Here is a 13298-nt window from a genome sequence, read left to right as displayed (position 1 = left end):
CACTTACGGGCAGCTTAGTTTAAGATCAGACTCGGTGAACCGTATCACAAGTAGTGGTAAAGCGGAGAGTTGAATTGCCTGTGTTATCATCTGACATATGGAAGTAGGAATTGATGAGGTGGTAAAGAGATAGTAACATACCGTATTCGGTGGAGGGGCGTAAAGCCTCTCTTTTTTTGTTGACTTTTTTTGAAAGTGAAGTAGGATTTGAAAAACTTACCTGCAAATATGAGGAAGGAGGTGAATGTGTGAACGAGGGAATACAACCGAATAAGTACGGGATGTATCTTAAGCAAGATGTGATTAACAGCCAAAAGCCAATTTATGATTTCACAAAAGATGAAGAGCCAGATATGGACGTTATTGATATGTGCACATTAGCGGAGATAAAAAATCTGGCTAAGATTAACCTATCAGCAGAACAAAAAGAGCAGTTAACCATCGTCGGATTTTTAAGAATGTCTGGATACAGAGGTTACGCAGCATTATACAGTTTAAAACAAGTGCTTGAAATAGTTTAAGAAACCAATATGTGTTTTTAGGTGTTTGCGTCTCCTTACGCGATGAGACGCCATAAACAACTTAAAAACACTTTATTGTTTCCGTTTTTAAAAAAGCCGGCACACTCTAATAGCCGGTTAGGTTCAGATTTTTACCGAAGTGCCTTTTATGAAGAAGTGAAGTGGTGTCTTGAAATCAGAGATAGAGAAGTGGCTTGAAGTGTTTGATAACGATAAGAAACCGAATGTGTTTGAAATAAGCATTGATAGACTAACATTATTAGGAAACTGGACTTATAAAGGTCCTGACAAATTTCAAAAATTATTAGATAACTATAAATATGACATCAGAATTACTAAAGGTAATAAAACAAGAACACCGTCAGGTTTTATTTTTTACGATAAGTGTTTTTTCGAAATCATAGATAAACTTAAATTTAAAGATGCGCGTTCATTTCGTCTTGATTTCAATCCAAATAAGTTAACAGCAAAAGAAATACAGTTTTTAAAAAGAAAAATACTTCCTTTATTGTCTGATGTATCTGCGACCAGAATAGATTTGGCTTTTGACATAGAACTTAATTTAGAAGAGTATCAGTTTATCGAGGATAACCATCCTAGAAAGCGAATGTATATAAGAGGTAGGGGCTTGGAATTACAGACGCTGAATATTGGCTCTCAAGAATCCGATTATAGGGTTACCATTTACAATAAGCTGTTGGAACGTAAAGCAAAATTGAGTATGAACCCAGAAGAGGTTTCAAGAGAAGAGGAAAATCTCCTTGAAACTAAGAAAAATTGGTGGCGAGTGGAGTTTAAGCTTGAAGGTCAGGCAGCCCTAGTTGAAACAAACCTTAACGCTTTTTCGGAGTACAATGTATTTCGAGGGCTAAAGATATACAAACCCAACTACAAAGCTGTGGATGATATCAGAACGCGAGCAATGATGTTTTATTTAATCAATCATGAAAATGAATGGGGTAATCTAACGTGGGAAAGTAAGAAGAAATATAAAGAGTGTTTTGAAGCATTTTCAGAGTATGATTTAGTAGATTATCTTAAAGACCGCTATCTACTAAAGCGTGAAAAATTAGAAGCACAATACATGGACTATATTCTTTCGGATTCAAGTAAAATCAGATAAGCAAGTTAGACCCTTGCCTATCTGTTTATTTATTCACTAACTTCAGTAATCGCATGTACAAAGACACTAAATCCGGTGTCTTTTTTTGATAGAGTAAACGACGCAACGACCTTTGACCTATCAGGGATATCCTTCGTAAGATTCTGATTACCGAGGAACTGATATCTTTCCCAACTCGCTAAGTCCACAAATGTATAGATAGCAAATTTATCATTTTTAGTAGCTCTGCAAGATACAAAGACCATATCATTGGTATAGAACATTGGCTATTCACCTCCTTCGTCGAAGATAAAATAACTTAAATTTTTGGAAAGTCAATAATTGCGTCAAATTATGTGATGGAGTTTGCAAGCGGAGCGGTTCATTGATGTGGAGGGGCGGACATTGTAGGCTGTCCTGCTGTCAGACCCCTAGCGTAGCGTCCTAAAGGGAATGGCGGCTGGGCTGACATACAGTGTCTAGCAGAGGCTCCGAGTCAATGATGCTAAGGTATTGTTGAACTGACAAATAGTTATATGACGCAGTGTTTTATGGTACATTTTATTTATGTAAGTTTTTGGTTGATAAGAAGGGTGCTGTGTCATGGAAGTGTGGGTTCCGTATGAGAAGGTTAGAAATCTTCCTCCGGATTTTAGTATTAAATATCTGATTTATTCCGAAGAAGAGGGTGGAAGAAAGCATCCCGTGTTCCAGGGATTGCGTTGTGATTTTGCATATGACGGAGACGACATCAAAGAGACTGGCATATTTGCAATTCATCCTGAATTTGAAGATAAATGCGGAAGCATTATTCTAGATAGAAATCTTCTGGTGCCTAAACAAGGTACTGCAAGAATGTGGATACTTTTCCCCGAGATGAGAAGAGAGGTACACATAAATCGAATTAAAGTTGGAGTCATTGGTTATTTCATGGCAGGTTCAAGAAGGTTGGGACAAGTCGAAGTGATTGAAATTTTGGGCTTAAACTCGAATGCGGAGTCTTTAAGTTAATATGGAACAGAGTAATGATTAGAACGTATACAATACAGATGCGATGTTAATAGGTAGGGGAGTTTAATGGAAATTAAAGAAATAGCTATTGTTGGTGGAGGAACTATATGTTTCATAATAGCTGGATTATTAATTAATAGAGCTGCAAACGGGGACCATATAAGGTTATTAAAATGGTCCATCACTACGAGTTATGTACTTCTAATTCTTAGTATTACGTTTAGTCTATACAACGATTATCATATTGATAGGTCGTTTGATTTTTATCTATTCGGTGTTTATGACACCAAAACATTCATAAAGAGCTATTTCTTCGTAGCATTCAATTTGTTTTTCATTATGTTACAAGTGTTAATGAAAATGATTGTGCGCTGGAGAGGTGTTAATAATATAACAGTAGAGCAAAAGGTTAATATGTTAATCACAACCTCCATTGTTGTAAATCCAATATTACAAATCGGATACATCGGTTCTGTATTAAACTACTGGTGAATGAAATAGTTTTGGTTGACCGCCTGCTGTTTTGGGGGCGGTTTTCATTTGCTCAAAATCAATTTCAAACAGTTACATATCAATAAGGACATGGTTCATGAAGCATTGAAACAATTTAACGAGTTGTTCAATGATACGTCGAATGAGGAGAAGAAAGCATTACTTCGTGCATTGATAAAAGAAGTGCACATGGAAAGCGATAGAACGACCCTTAAAAAAATCGTCTTCTGGTTTCTGGAGGACGATGATTTTTCGGAAAGTGGTTTACCAGTTGGTGATGCAAGGAGAACCGTATCATAAATAGGGGCAAGTTTAACCTTTGAAACCAGTGAGCTAGGATCAATTTCGTTTCGAGTTAATGTAAATAATAGCCGTTATTTTAAAATATGCGACTAGAATTGCATTTAAGGAAACATTATTGTATGATTTTGGTGTGTTAAAAATTGGAAAATTTAATCGTCATTGTGTGGACAGTACGGAAACTACTTCAGCAGTTAATTATGGCGTAACCAAAGTTTCTTATACTCATTAACTAAGGAGAAGCAGCCTTGCGTAAGAGAAAATATGTTAGCATAGCCTTAATTACATTGATTGTGATGATGGTCGTTCTATTCTTCAGTATGAAAAATATTCTTTTCGACGGCTCTTCTAACAAATCAGAGGAACAGGCCGCCACAACAACCAGTGAGATGATTAACGAGACAGAGAAACCAGCTGCCACAATAACGAATAAGGGAACCAATGAAAAGAAGAGCGTAACCGCGATGGAGGCACTGCGCCTTGGGTACTCAGAGGCGAAGAAGCTGACGGAAGAAGAGCCATTACTTATTAACATAACAAGCACGGATGACACTTCTGTTTCCCAGGAACGAACCGATGGTTCGGATGGAACAAGAGATGCTTGGAATCTCGAATTTGGCAGCAAGAAAGGGAATGTTTTTATTTATATCAAGATCGATAATGGAATGGCCATTAAGACTGATGTGAAAAAGCACGATAAGAATTTACTTGTAAAAGGACAGTATGCGATATCTGATATTCAAATTGATTCTTCCGATGCAGTTAAACAAGCTGTTGAGAGACTGGGGATGAAACCAGGAAATCCTGCTATAGCAGATGACTGGATCAAGGGGTATCATTTTACTATCAGCGGGTATAATACTGATCCTAACTCCTCCAAAACACGTCTGCTGCTAAGAGTTATGGGTATCTCGCCGAATTCTCCTAATCGTGAGAATGATAGTTTGAGAATGAGCGCTTTCTTTGATGTCAAAACAGGCGAATTGATGAGCGCTACCGAGATGACAGGCTTCGACAAGGATGGGAATACCATGTGGAAGGATATTGAGCTTAAATACTGATGACGGCATAAATAAATGAAGAAGGAAGATATTTTCATAAAAATACAACATATTACCAAATAAAGAGTTATTATTGATGGAACTTACCGTGCGTTACTGCTCATGAGCAGACGCATGGTAAGTTTGTTTTTGTGTAAAGGCGTTATTAACTGTCTACTTGGTAAAGGCTATACGCATCACTCAAGTTTATTGAAACTGGGAATATCCATTCTTCCAGGTGATGTATATGCTGTGTATATTCTTTAGTCCCCTGAACGGCGGTTAGGGCAATTGGAACCTAGCGGATCAAAGAAAGAGCATTCTGCAAAGGATGGCCCAAAAATTTACCGTTACAAACAGCGCGGTGAACTGTATCACAAGTTGTGGTAAAGTAGAATGTTGAGTTGAGCTAAGAGCAGCAATGTTAAAAATTGCAGATTGTTCTTAAGTTACGGGAGTCGACACACATTGAATGCTACGTTAGGATTGAAAGGCTGCAAGATTGATGAATAAAGGGATGCAGGCGATTCGCAAAACAAATAATTTTGAGCGATCCTAATAAAAGATGAGGTATATGTGATGCCAAAAAACGATAATATGCTGGCAATCCTATGGATGCTGAATTCGGGTGTTAAAATGACCGCAAAACAAATATCCGAAAAGTTAGAAATAAATATAAGGACAGTCTATCGGTATATTGATGCGCTAAGTGCCAGTGGAGTGCCTATAATATCCGACACTGGTCATAATGGCGGGTATAGCTTACTGAATAATTTTATCAGAGCACCTCTGCTATTTGATATTGAAGAAAAAAAAGCACTTCTTCATGCTGCTGTTTTTGCAAAAGAAGCGGGATACCCTTTGAGTGAGGCTTTAGGTAATGCGACATCCAAATTGAAAATGTATTCGAATCAGGAACAGGAAAGTGTTCTCAGCCATCATTTAGCCGGATTTGAAGTTATAAACCGTAGGGGAGACCCTTCTATTCAGCCAGTATTGGCGGAATTGGAGCAAGCTGTAGCAAACGAATTCTCTGTAGAAATTGATTATCACACACGCCGTGATGATCAACCCAAGACTAGGGTGATAGATCCCTATGGAATGGTGTACTGGAACAATAAATGGTATATTGTTGCATTTTGCCACCTGAGAAATGAGATCCGCAGCTTTCGGGTAGAACGGATTTTACAAATCAAGCGGACTCAAAACATATTTAAACGTTCCGAAGCTTTTTTGGCTCGGGAATTTTTTTTGCGAAATCTATTACCTGATTTAGTCGGCAAGGACGGGTTAATTGCTTTAATTATCGAAGGTAGGTCAGAGGCGTTGGATGACTTATGTCTGCATTGGTTTTTGGGGCATCATCTGAAAGAGCGTACATCAAATCAAGCAATCTTTTTACTTGAGGAAAAATCAATTCATACCTATGTTCCTAATTTTCTCTTATCCTACGGGAAATCCATTCAAGTAATCGAACCACAGAGTTTGAAGGAAAAACTTGTTGGTGTTGTGTCGGAGTTAATGGAATATTATCAACTTTAAAAACTTTACTGACAGCGGATGTCAGTGAAGTCATTTTATAATGATGATAATCATTGATTACCGATGGTTGGTATCACTTGATGAATTGTAAAATAGGGAGAACTTGCAAATGAATAATACGGTATATCTTTATGTGTTTGACACAATGGCAGACTGGGAAATAGGTTACTTAACTGCCGAACTGAACTCGGGAAGATATTATAAAAAGGGGCTGGCCCCATCAAAAATAGTTACCGTGGGAATTGATAAGACTCCAATAACTACAATGGGCGGATTGAAAATATTGCCTGACATCAAATTGGATGATTGCAGTATTGAAAGATCCGATCTATTGATTTTACCCGGTGGAGATACATGGACAGAAACCATTCACCACCCCCTCTTAAAAATCGCTGAAAGGTGTTTAAGGGAAGGTATATGGGTTGCAGCGATTTGTGGTGCTACAATGGGACTTGCCCAGACAGGATTGCTGAATTCACGTGGGCATACAAGCAATGATCTGGAATACCTTAAAATGATCTGTCCCACTTATACAGGAGAAAAGCATTATAAAATGGAGTCTGCTGTAACTGATGGAAAACTGATCACAGCATCTGGGATAGCTCCGTTGGAATTTTCTGCACACATCTTGAAAGCTTTGGATGTGTTTTCTCCAAAAACATTAGACGCTTGGTATAGCCTATATAAGACTAGTGATTCTAAATATTACTATGAGTTGATGAATTCAATACAATAAAAGATATGGGAGTGTCAGGTAAATATACAAGAATGGAACACCCAACGACTTTACATCTATTACCCATATATAACAGTGTGTTATATATGGGTAAGGACAAGATGCCGTATGAGTAACAACGCGATTTAAAATATTCGTTCCACAGAAATCCTAACGGAGTACGATAGTTAAGCATAAAGGGTTCCACATATTAGTCATGACTAATATGTGGAACCCTTTATTATATCTGACTTTCCTAAATCTAGATCTTGATAAATTTAAAAATAAAGTTGTAGACTGTACGCTGGCGTTAAGTTGTCTAAGAATACATTTGGATAAAGTGGGAGATATTACTGAAAACTTCTCCAGATGGGCGGTTATTATGAAAAAAATACTGATATCATTTTTGGCGATACTTAATTTTTCTACTGTTACAGTAGAGGCTGCGCCTGAATACGCAAAATGGGGCAAAATTGCAGTAGAGGAAACACAAAAACGATACAATGCAGTCATAATTGATTATAAGCACATTGGTCGTACTGAACTAACACCTAAAAAGTCTGAAGAGAAATTCAAACTATGGATTAGAAGCAAAGCAGGTAACGAGTTTGGAGTTTTTGTATCGATCCAATTTGACCCGCTAACTGATACAATCCAATCGATTCAGTTTTCTGAAACTAATCGTTAGATTTAATAAATCTCGCGATTACGCTAATGGGGCACGATAGTACAATGACAACAGACTGCCGAGATCATAGGCAGCCTGTTCAGCTAACTTATCCTCTAATTGAACGACCTTAATCCCAAGGATGAAACCCCTCCAAAATGCTGTGAAATAACAGCTTTTTATGAACAAGAACTAACCATAGTGTACCAAAAAGGACTGAATTTACTACTTTATTCTACAATTTCAACATATGAAAAATTCACAATAGAAAACTCAAAACCTATTCCTCTCCCTAGCTACTATCCACTAATTCCATAAGTTCTACAACCCCACAAACAAAACCCATGAAAAAGGATACCTAACACCAACCCCTATGTTTACACAAGCCTTTTTTCTATTTTTATTGCTAATTCCATAGCTTGTAAGGCATAGTCTAACTCGATTATTGATGTAGAACCCTCCTCTAAGCATTGGAGAGCATGCGTAATACTCTTTTCAAAAGGATTAGCTTGTTCTAACAAAAGTTGCTGTTTACCTGCAGAGGTATATTCAATTAATGATCCTTCAACCGTGCCGTTCATGTCGTCACTTTCTTGATAGACTAGCTTTCCTTGTTCAAAATAAGCCTCATACCCTACGGAAAAAGGATAACCCGTTGGCATTTGTGAGGATACAACGATCTCTGCGGAGACATTCGTTTTCTGAAAATGGGTACGCACTAAAGCTTGTTCACTTCGTCCACCATCGGTTCCCCACACAAAGTATTCTTCTAACGATCCAAGCAGCCACGTTACAAAATCAAGTTCGTGAATCATCAGAATTGTGGAGATAGAATGAAGTCCGAGATCCCCCCAGAGAGGAGACGTTTCTCTTTTTAAGGTGAAGGCTAAAAGCTTTCCATATTTCTCTTTAGAAGTGGTTTCGTATAAATATTTGTACGCAGGATCAAATTTAATAAATTGGTTCACGAGGATTCGTCTACCATACCGTTGTACTGCTTCCTTCATCGCAAGGGCATCTTCAGTGTTAAAGCATACGGGGGTCTCACAGAATACATGTTTTCCATGCTTAAGCGCCTCAACGGCATACTGTCTATGTAAAGTCACGGGCAGACAGATATCGATCACATCAATCGTGGTATCAAGCATGATATCCTCTATATTTGTGGTAATCTCAACGCCTAACGTTTGTTTTAAATTTTGCAGCTTAGCTTCATTTCTACCATAAACAATAACTTTGTCTACACGCTCATTTTTCGTCAATAATTCTGCATGATAAGCTCCGAACCCTGTTCCTAATACGGCAATTTTCATATGTTTCAGCTCCCTTTATGTAATGAACTAATCATAACCTGTTATTGCTGACAACATCATGGCAAGAATTTTGAAGTATACTAGATAAAAAAGAAAAGCTCGGAGGTTCTCATGCGCTTGCATCGTTTGATTGCTATTTTATTATTAGTGGAATCGAGAGGGAAAATGAAGGCCAATGAACTAGCTCAAGCCTTGGAGACCTCTGTACGTTCAATCTATAGAGATATTGATGTGCTAGCTGAAGCTGGAATTCCTTTGTTGTCTATGTCGGGGCCCAATGGTGGCATCTCCTTAATGGAGGGATACACAGTTAACCTGAAGCAGTTACATGGTGAAGATGTAATCAATCTATATTTAACAGGTATGGGCATCTATTCTGGGGGACATTCTGAATCGGGTCTTAAGCTGAAAACGACGCTGTTGAAATTAGAAAAAACATTGCCCGCATCCTACCAACCTGACATTCAGAAAGCGCAAAAACGCTTTTATTTCGATGACACACCTTGGTGGACAGAACGAATAGAAATTCCCTGTCTGGAATCTATTCGGACAGCTGTTTGGCGATCTCAGAAACTACAGATTGCGTACCAAAAGGTTAGCGGAGAAATATCATGCAGGAAATTACAGCCCTATGGTCTTGTGGTGAAAAAAGAGGAATGGTATCTTATAGCCTACTGTGAAGAAGCTAAGCACATCCGCACATTTAAATGTGAGCGAATTGCCTCTACGCAGCTTTTGGAAGAAGAGTACTCTATACCTATGGATTTTTCATTAGAAGAGCACTGGAAGCAGCAGGGACAGGTTTTTAAGCAAGCTTGTAAAGAGGAAGAGGTCTATCCTGTTGTGATTAGAGCCGATAAGAGAACAAGGTCTTCTTTATCTCAGCTAGAGGTCATGGAAATGAGGGAAGAAGGGGATGCATTCATTTTAAAGGTGAATATGTTTGGTTATGAAAGTGCATGTGCTAATATCTGGAGCATAATAGGACATTCCGAAATCATTGAGCCCTTAGAGCTAAGGCAATATGTGAAAGGTCAGTTGAGTTTTCTGCAGGGAATATATGATTAACCGTTTTTTCTATGTAAAAGAGACCGTAGCTATTGCATATTCTGCAAAGATACGGTCCCGATTTTCTGATAAATGAATTAATTCATATAGTTAGTTAACATAATAATGATTATGTTAACTAAGGTGAATATGATCCAGTAAATGACATATTTAATTAGATAAGTTATCCTTTTATTGCTCTAGTTTCAACACCAAGTGTTAATTTCTCTCTGGCAACAAGTCTTTTGTGCGCTACGAGAAGAAAAGGAAGACCAAAAGCTGTTGTTAAAGCCAACGGTACGAAGATCGCAAGGCCATTCTGAGCGCCATAATGGTCTAACAACACCCCCCCGAAGATAGGTGCCATAACACTCCCTAAATTATTAAAGCCAATCGTACCAAAGTACGTCCCTTTCATTTCAGGTTTGGCAATCCGATCGATCAACATATCCATCATCGTAAAGAGTAAGACTTCCCCTATAGTGAACAGAACTACACTGATCATTAATAGAGCCACACCACCTGCAAGCCCCACTAAGAGAAGACTAAGTGCAACGCAGATATTCCCAAGGATTAAAGGGACAATCGGCGGGAATTTACTTGCCGTTCGTACAATGGGATACTGCACTACTAACACGGTTATAGCATTCAGTGACAACATATAGGAGAACAATTGCCCACCATTGGTGAAATGCGTATTCATCGCTAAATATTGAGCCATTGTTGAGCCGAAGTGACCGTATCCTAACACACAAAAGATGGTACCCAGAAGTACAGGTAGGAACACACGGTCTTTACCGGTGATTGTCAAAGCTTCGAGTAAACGTGGTGCTTGAGCTTGTGTACGGGCGGGCATGCTTGAACGATGTGCCTTAAATTGCATGAATAATACAATTCCATATGCAACATATACGATTCCTGCGATTAGAAAAGGAAAAGTTGATTCCGCAGAGCCAAGCTGTAGCCCAATGATTGGACCAAATACTACACCAAGATTAATTGCTGCATATCTAAGATTAAAGACAAGCAGCTTACTCTCGGGTGGTGTAATATCGGACAAAAGTGCCCGTGAAGTAGGCTCGAATACAGATCGACATAAGCCGTTCAAGGTGTTCACCAGGAAAAATACCCATAGATGTTGAGCCACTGAGAATCCGAAGAAGACGGCTGCCCAGCCAAATACCGAGATTAACATGACGATTTTGCGGCCAACAATATCAGAAATATAACCGCCATAAAAACTGGCCAATACGCCTGCCAGCGAGCTAACCGCGACCGTAATCCCTGTTTGTGTCGGGGAAGCTCCGAGAACTTGGGTTAGATAGATGGATAAGAACGGGATGCTCATCGAGGTCACCAGACGTCCGAACATGGTGCCGATGATAATTGTCCAGGCTAGTGGGTGAATGTGCCTTAGATGCTGATTCATAATGATTACGATCTCCTAGTCTTATTGCTCTAATATTGTTGCTGCATATTCCTTGTTGATTTATGTATAATTATAATGATAAAAGGGGGAAGGAAAAGTGTAAGAATTACATTGATCATTTCACCTTTAAAGGAGTGAACCATTTGGACCAGATAAGTAATCATTTTTTATGTTTAGCAGCAGGCGTTACTAGTTCCTTCAAAGTGAATGAACCTGTTCCTGTGACGATAGATTTATTGGCTTCGATCCTGATTTGCACTCCACGTAATGTTAAATTCGTGCTGCGGAAACTGGAAGAGCAGGAATATATTCAATGGCAGCCGGGGAGAGGCAGGGGGCATATCTCTCAACTTACTTTTTTAAAAAGTATTGATGAGGTATTCGAGGATAGCTTTCAGGAGTTAGTTAGTAAAGGCAAGATAAAAGAAGCTATCGAATTGATGAGCAGCGATCAGGTGACCGGTCCCTTAAAGGAACGATTGTTAACGATGTTAAATAAACAGATGGGTTTCCGTAGTGAAGCAGAGTCAACCTCAGGGCTGGACGTCCTGCGGATTACCCGTAACCGGCATATGGAAGTACTGGACCCTGCTTATGTATACACCGCTTTTGAATCCTATTTGCTGGGTCAGATCTATAGCACACTAGTTACTTATGACGCAACGACCGATACCTTTCTTCCTGGTTTGGCCCATATGTGGGAAGCTAATGAGGGCCATACAAGTTATATTTTTTACCTCCGTAAGGGGGTGCGCTTTCATCACGGAAGAATCATGACCTCGAGAGATGTAAAAGAGACGCTGCAACGGCTTATCGACTTGAACAGCCCTGCGGTTAGCCTTTATAAGGATATCGAACGAGTAGAGGTTGAAGGAGATCATCGAATCCGGTTTGTGTTGTCACGTCCAAATCTCTTTTTTCTGCATCTGTTCAGTTGTATTCACATGTCCATTCTCCCTTACGATATAGACATCACTAGTGAAGTAAGCGGTACAGGTCCCTACCGTTTATTGGATCTGAATGAGGATGTTTTGGTGCTCGCAGCTTTTGATTTTTATTTCGGAATTCGGCCGCTTCTGGATCGTGTTGAGATTTGGTATTTGCCAAAAGAGGCTTCTAATGAACGCCAATACCAGCTGCCAGATCCTGAACATGGGGAACTTTTACCTGATATCATCAGCAATCACAGTATAGATTACCCAGCCTTAGGCTGCAGATATATTCTGTTTAATTTTCATAGAGAGGGAATTCATCAGCAGCTATGGTTTCGCCAAGTGATCCGTATCCTTTACAGTCGAACGGCTTTAATAAAAGAATTGGGTGGCAATCGTATCACTCCAGCAGATAGCTTTTTGCCATGGGAGAGCAGTAAGAGAGAGCTTCTAGATCCAACTTTGGAACATGCCCGAGCGCTTTTAGCGGAAAACGGGTATCAGGGAGAAGTCATTACTTTAGCAACTAAGGATAAAAAAGAAGAACGAGAAGAAGCGTTATGGCTCCAAACACGCGCTGCCTCCGTAGGTTTGCAAATTGAGTTATATTTTTTCAATGAATTTAAGGCAGATCATATACAGACAACAGCCGAGATCCAGCTTGCTGAAGAGGTTTTAGAAGATGATTGGCAATGGGGAATGATTAACTACTTTAATAATAAATCTAATTATTTATTCTCTTTGCTTAGAAAGGACCAGATTTCATTGTTTTCGAAGGTATTAGGTCCTTTCACAGAATCTCCAAAGGATGAACGGGTGAAACTACTGAATCAAGCAGAGGAGATTCTTCGAGACAATTACTGGGTGCTACATGGCTGTCATATGAATAAAAAAGCTCAGCTAAATCAAAGCCTGTTTGGTCTGCACACCGGTTCCTTCGGGTTTCTGGACATCTCTAAGTTATGGATTAAAACTAGGCTTTAAGGTTTTCTTTTGTTATACTTTCCAGGGAGGCTGTATCGATAGAATCGAATGGCGCTCTAGATGGATCAGATTTAAGAATAGTAATTTATTTGTAGCCATGGAGGTGAACTCGTTGGATTTTGCTCAGATCCGTATGGACCGAGACAAAAGAACGGTCGATACTTGACTCTTTTTTTGCCATTCGGACCTGTTTAGCGGATAAG

General features: G+C 39.1%; 14 protein-coding genes. 11 read left to right on the top strand and 3 right to left on the bottom strand.

Going from position 1 to position 13298, the window contains the following annotated elements; translation table 11 throughout:
• The first annotated feature begins 248 nt into the window (after window positions 1-248).
• Entirely contained in the window at window positions 249-521 is a 273-nt protein-coding gene (locus NST40_RS16585; protein ID WP_076277024.1) for a hypothetical protein, read from the top strand.
• 169 nt (window positions 522-690) lie between these two features.
• Window positions 691-1644, top strand: coding sequence for a hypothetical protein (locus NST40_RS16580; RefSeq protein WP_341002925.1), 954 nt, complete (start codon window positions 691-693; stop codon window positions 1642-1644).
• Window positions 1645-1673: 29 nt separating this feature from the next.
• Here the strand turns inward: NST40_RS16580 and NST40_RS16575 are convergent, their stop codons facing one another.
• On the bottom strand, window positions 1674-1907 hold the full coding sequence (locus tag NST40_RS16575; RefSeq protein ID WP_076217729.1) for a hypothetical protein: 234 nt from the start codon (window positions 1905-1907) through the stop codon (window positions 1674-1676).
• 319 nt (window positions 1908-2226) lie between these two features.
• Between NST40_RS16575 and NST40_RS16570 the strand changes: the two genes are divergently transcribed.
• From NST40_RS16570 to NST40_RS16540, 7 genes are all read left to right on the top strand, one after another.
• Entirely contained in the window at window positions 2227-2634 is a 408-nt protein-coding gene (locus tag NST40_RS16570) for a hypothetical protein (protein WP_256719014.1), read from the top strand.
• A 66-nt stretch (window positions 2635-2700) separates the two neighbouring features.
• Entirely contained in the window at window positions 2701-3126 is a 426-nt protein-coding gene (locus NST40_RS16565) for a hypothetical protein (RefSeq protein WP_076217730.1), read from the top strand.
• Window positions 3127-3174: 48 nt separating this feature from the next.
• A complete protein-coding gene (locus NST40_RS16560; RefSeq protein ID WP_081387525.1) occupies window positions 3175-3426 on the top strand; it encodes a hypothetical protein in 252 nt (83 codons plus the stop codon).
• 248 nt (window positions 3427-3674) lie between these two features.
• Window positions 3675-4487, top strand: a complete 813-nt coding sequence (locus tag NST40_RS16555) for a hypothetical protein (RefSeq protein WP_342409733.1) — start codon at window positions 3675-3677, stop codon at window positions 4485-4487.
• 558 nt (window positions 4488-5045) lie between these two features.
• Window positions 5046-6008 (top strand): YafY family protein, encoded by a 963-nt coding sequence (locus NST40_RS16550; protein WP_076190218.1) that lies wholly within the window; start codon window positions 5046-5048, stop codon window positions 6006-6008.
• Window positions 6009-6117: 109 nt separating this feature from the next.
• Window positions 6118-6744: a type 1 glutamine amidotransferase family protein gene (locus NST40_RS16545; RefSeq protein WP_076217733.1), complete on the top strand. Its 627-nt coding sequence runs from the start codon at window positions 6118-6120 to the stop codon at window positions 6742-6744.
• A 196-nt stretch (window positions 6745-6940) separates the two neighbouring features.
• Window positions 6941-7411: a DUF3889 domain-containing protein gene (locus tag NST40_RS16540; protein WP_342409732.1), complete on the top strand. Its 471-nt coding sequence runs from the start codon at window positions 6941-6943 to the stop codon at window positions 7409-7411.
• Between the two features lie 356 nt (window positions 7412-7767).
• Here NST40_RS16540 and NST40_RS16535 read toward each other — a convergent pair whose 3' ends face one another.
• Window positions 7768-8703, bottom strand: coding sequence for a Gfo/Idh/MocA family oxidoreductase (locus tag NST40_RS16535; RefSeq protein WP_342409731.1), 936 nt, complete (start codon window positions 8701-8703; stop codon window positions 7768-7770).
• Between the two features lie 111 nt (window positions 8704-8814).
• Here NST40_RS16535 and NST40_RS16530 point away from each other — a divergent pair, with 111 nt between their 5' ends.
• Window positions 8815-9771 (top strand): WYL domain-containing protein, encoded by a 957-nt coding sequence (locus NST40_RS16530; protein WP_341002923.1) that lies wholly within the window; start codon window positions 8815-8817, stop codon window positions 9769-9771.
• A 163-nt stretch (window positions 9772-9934) separates the two neighbouring features.
• Here the strand turns inward: NST40_RS16530 and NST40_RS16525 are convergent, their stop codons facing one another.
• Window positions 9935-11179 (bottom strand): MFS transporter, encoded by a 1245-nt coding sequence (locus NST40_RS16525; protein ID WP_076126732.1) that lies wholly within the window; start codon window positions 11177-11179, stop codon window positions 9935-9937.
• Between the two features lie 143 nt (window positions 11180-11322).
• Between NST40_RS16525 and NST40_RS16520 the strand changes: the two genes are divergently transcribed.
• Window positions 11323-13095 (top strand): ABC transporter substrate-binding protein, encoded by a 1773-nt coding sequence (locus NST40_RS16520; protein ID WP_248548704.1) that lies wholly within the window; start codon window positions 11323-11325, stop codon window positions 13093-13095.
• The last annotated feature ends 203 nt before the right edge of the window (window positions 13096-13298 follow it).

Source organism: Paenibacillus sp. FSL R10-2778 (assembly GCF_038593035.1).
Lineage (GTDB): Bacteria > Bacillota > Bacilli > Paenibacillales > Paenibacillaceae > Paenibacillus_AQ > Paenibacillus_AQ odorifer.
This window is presented reverse-complemented; position numbering and strand designations above follow the sequence as displayed.